4 protein-coding genes are annotated in these 4,184 nt (G+C 60.1%); 3 read left to right on the forward strand and 1 reads right to left on the reverse strand.

The genetic code is table 11. The annotated features are described in order from the left end of the window. The 3 genes from VGK48_23800 to VGK48_23810 all read left to right on the forward strand — a co-directional run. A partial coding sequence (locus VGK48_23800) for a hypothetical protein (protein HEY2384209.1) occupies window positions 1-559 on the forward strand: 559 nt, incomplete at its 5' end. A gap of 31 nt (window positions 560-590) precedes the next feature. Further along, on the forward strand, window positions 591-2,990 hold the full coding sequence (locus tag VGK48_23805; protein ID HEY2384210.1) for an IPT/TIG domain-containing protein: 2,400 nt from the start codon (window positions 591-593) through the stop codon (window positions 2,988-2,990). Between the two features lie 61 nt (window positions 2,991-3,051). Further along, the gene (locus tag VGK48_23810) at window positions 3,052-3,501 is read left to right on the forward strand and encodes a MarR family winged helix-turn-helix transcriptional regulator (GenBank protein ID HEY2384211.1); all 450 of its coding nucleotides are present in this window, start codon (window positions 3,052-3,054) and stop codon (window positions 3,499-3,501) included. A 53-nt stretch (window positions 3,502-3,554) separates the two neighbouring features. Here VGK48_23810 and VGK48_23815 read toward each other — a convergent pair. After that, on the reverse strand, window positions 3,555-4,184 hold a 630-nt coding region (locus tag VGK48_23815; protein ID HEY2384212.1), incomplete at its 5' end, for a hypothetical protein.

A 4,184-nucleotide genomic window follows, 5' to 3' on the forward strand; every position in this document is an offset into this window, starting at 1 on the left:
GGCCGTGCTGGCCGGACAGATCGACATCCGCGGACTCGGCGCCATCACGGCCATGGGAATCAGCGACGACGGACGCACCGTGGCGATAGGTGTATCCAATGGACAGACGGGATCGCTGTTCGTCGCAAACCCCGGAATTCAGCCGCGGCTGGCCGCCTCCCTGCAGCATCCCGTAGCGATCGCGTTTCTGCACAACAGCAGCGACGCGATTGTTGCCGATGATTCGCAAAACGCAATCTATTACGTCTCAGCGGGACAGGTTTATGGCGTCGCTTCGGCGGCTGATGGCGTTGCAGCCCCGGTTGCCGTAGCCGTCTCGAACGACAACCAACGGGTCTTCGCCGCAAATTCTCAATCCCGATCCGTCATGACTATCGCGCTGAGTGGAGAGGCTGCAGCACCCGTGTATTGCAACTGCGCGTTGACGGGAATGTATCCGACAAGCACCGACTCGGTTTTCCGGCTGACCGATTTTACCGGCAGCCCCATCTTACTTTTTGACGCCAACAGGGCGACGCCACGAATCACGTATGTTCCAGTGAGTGGTTCGCAATTCTGACGGTCCTGCGGCAGGTGCGGAGGACAACTACATGCACTCATCATTTATATATCGGGTTCTATTTTTCCTGCTGATCGTTTCGCTCGCGGTCAGCGCGTTCGGCCAGACCGGGGTGGCGCCGGTGGCAGGCAGCGGAGCTGCCGGATTTACCGGAGACGGAGGCCAGGCACTGGGCGCGACGTTGAATGGGCCGACGGACGCCGCAGTCGATCCGCAGGGTAATTTATTTATCGCAGATCGAAACAATAACCGCGTTCGTAAGGTGAGCACCGGCGGTGTGATCACGACCGCCGCCGGAAACGGCAATGCCGGCTCCTGGTATCTGGAGGGGGGCCCCGCCGTGTCTTCAGTCCTGAATCACCCGTTCGCGGCTGCCGCGGATGCGGGCGGCAACCTTTATATCGGTGATTTTGGCGGATTCTCGACAACTTCATTCACGAACCTGTACATCGCCGACGAGCAGAACACGACCAACAGCCGCATTCACAGAGTGAACGCCGGCGACGGCACGATCCATGAGGTTCCGGTGCCGATTGCGCTTTCCGGTGTGCTTTCCATCGCCGTCGATGCGGCGGGGAACCTTTATGTAGCCGAACGCCTGGGGCAACGGATCTTCAGAGTCGCGCCGGCTACCGGCGCGATTACGCCAATCGCAGGCACTGGAACCGCGGGTTTCAGCGGCGACGGAGGGGCCGCCACGGCAGCCAGGCTGAACAATCCAGCGCACCTGGGATTGGATGCTGCGGGCAATCTATATTTCGCCGATTCCGGCAACAATCGAATCCGGAAAGTCGCCGCCGGGACCAACATCATTACGACGGTCGGAGGAACCGGTGGCGCCGGGTTCAGTGGAGACGACGGACCCGCCGTCAACGCGCAGTTGAACGATCCTGAAGGCCTTTCCGTCGACGCAGCCGGAGACGTCTTCATCGCCGACCGGGGTAATGACAGGGTTCGCAGGATCAGCGGCGGTACGGGCTTGATGACCACGGTCATTACGACTCAGGCGACGACCGAATGTGGAAGCTTCACCGCCTCGCTGCAGGCGCCAGCCAGTGTTCTGACGAATGCCGCAGGAGATACACTTTTCATCGCGGATGATTCCGGCAACCGCGTCTGGAAGGCGGATCTTCATCCGAAACCGATTCCGCCGACTCTGACGGCAATAACTCCACCTACGGGAGCGCCGGGAACACAAGTCACGGTGACGCTGACCGGCACCGGCTTCGCCGGAAACGGAACGCCCGGATGCCAGACCGGCGCAGCGGCGGTGTCGGCCGGCGGAAGCGGAATCACGGTGAGCGGCATCACGGTCAGCAGCGACACTTCGCTGACGGCTAATTTTGCCATTGCGGCCAGTGGATCACTCGGCGCGCACGCCATCACGGTTGGAACCGATGGCGGAGCCAGCAACGCCGCCACATTTATGGTAAGCATTCCGGTGGCGCCGCCGCCATCCCTGACGTCGATCGCACCGTCCAGCGGCGTGAGGGGCACCAGCCTTACCGTCACTTTTACAGGGACCAACTTCGATACCATTGCCGGCGGCACGAACGTGACCGCGGATGACGGAGGAATTTCGATCGGCCAGGTGACCGTCGCGAGCGCTACATCGCTGACCGCTGTCGTTACGATCGGCGCCAGTGAAACGCTCGGCATTCATAACCTTAAGGTCGCCACCACCTCGGGATCGAGTGGTCCGCAAGCGTTCACGGTGACGCCCGGCGGCCTTTCCTTTGTTTACAACCTGCCGCAGGTGCTGGACCCTGCAGAACAGACCCCGGTGCAGGTGGCCCTGGCGACCGCAACTCCGGATACCGTCACTGGGACTCTGACCCTGACTTTCACACCGAACGCCACCAATAGCGCCGATGACCCGAATGTGACCTTCGTTAATGCCGATACAAGCGCGAGAAGCAGCGATGTCAGTTTTCCTGCAAATACGACGACGGCGCATCTGGCCATGTCGAATGGTGTACTGCAGGCGGGAACGGTGGCAGGAACGATCGAGCTGAGTATGGCAAACGTGCAGGACGGCGGCGTCAACGTCGCTTCGACCAACGGCACGTTCGACATCCAGGTTCCGCGGCTTCCTCCGGTCATCACCAGCATTGCGGTCTTGAATCTATCTGCTGCGGGATTTGAACTCCAGCTCACCGGTTACTCGACTCCGCGAGACATAACGGGAGCGACATTCACCTTTGGAGCGGCGAGCGGGCAAAAACTGCTGACGGTCGAACTGAAGCCGGACGTCACGTCGCCGTTCACGACATACTACCAGTCTCCGGCATCGGATCCGACGGGCAGCGCGTTCGTTTATACGCAGCCTTTCAGCATCACTCAGGGCACCATAAAAGCCGTCGCTTCGGTGACGGTGACCTTGAGCAACTCGGCGGGAGCGTCAATGCCGGCATCTGCATCGTTGCAGTGATTCGGAGGCGCGGCCGTTTGACAAACGACGTATCCTTGAGTGTTAGGTTCGTTGACGGGATATGCCTAAAGAGCCGCGCCAAACCGATGTCACGTCGTCCGACTACCGCGCCCTGGCGGAGTTTCGATACCAGATCCGCCGTTATCTGGCTTTCAGCGACAAGGCTGCGGAGGCTGCGGGTCTTCGTTCGAGACAATATCAACTGTTGCTCGCACTCAAGGGCCTGCCCGAAGGCATGGAAGCAACAATCACGAATGTCGCCGGCCGGCTCGGCATACGGCACCACAGCGCGGTGGAGCTGGTGAATCGGCTCGAGAGCCGCGGCCTCGTCAAACGCGAACGCAGCGATGTGCATCGCAGTTTCGTGTTCGTGCGCATCACGAAGGAAGGCGACACGATGCTTCGAAAGCTGGTCGCCTCCCGGAAGGCCGATCTTCAAATTGGGGCGCCGATTCTCGTCAAAGCTCTCGCCACGCTCACCAAGCAAAACGCAAAGCAAAAGAAATCCTGAAACCGCTGGATTCTGAGCGCGGGCGACGCGCAACGAACACGTTCTAAGGCGGGCTAAGACGGCTCTAATTTCTGTTGAAAAGCATGAAGGTCCGCGAGTTCCTGCCTGCACGAAGCGCAGCGCCCCAGATGCGCTTCGACGAAAGCGGGATCTGCCATTTCCGCGGCATCCGTCCACGCTGCCAATTCCTCGTCGGTTAAATGGCGGACGAAGTCCTGCTGCAGGCGAGTGAGCTTCGAAGCCAGGACGGACAACATCCGCTCTTCGATTTCGACGCCGCCACGGTCTCGAATCCCCCACAAATCCGCCACGATACCCACGAGATCGTTCAGCTCAACAGGGGCGCCGAGGCGGTTCAACAGGTCCATAACAAAATCGCCGGGATGGTCGGGCCGCCGGCCGATATGGATCTTTGCCGAGAGAGTGCTCAATTCCTCGACTGTCGGCGACTTTCGCAACTGGTCGATCGCATGGTCCCAGCGCGAAAGGCGGCACATCCATTGGTAATCCGGCAGCTGCCAGAGATCAAACCGCTTATCCGTCTGCAGCAGATAGCGCAGCTGCGTCTTCAGGCGGTGGCGTTGCGGATATTTGCGCCGGAGATAATCGCTGTATGCGCGGTACGACGCGGCGGCAGCATAGCTGTAAATATTATCGATCGCATTAAGGCCCGGATTTTCCTT

The organism is Terriglobia bacterium, from assembly GCA_036496425.1.
GTDB lineage: Bacteria > Acidobacteriota > Terriglobia > 20CM-2-55-15 > 20CM-2-55-15 > 20CM-2-55-15.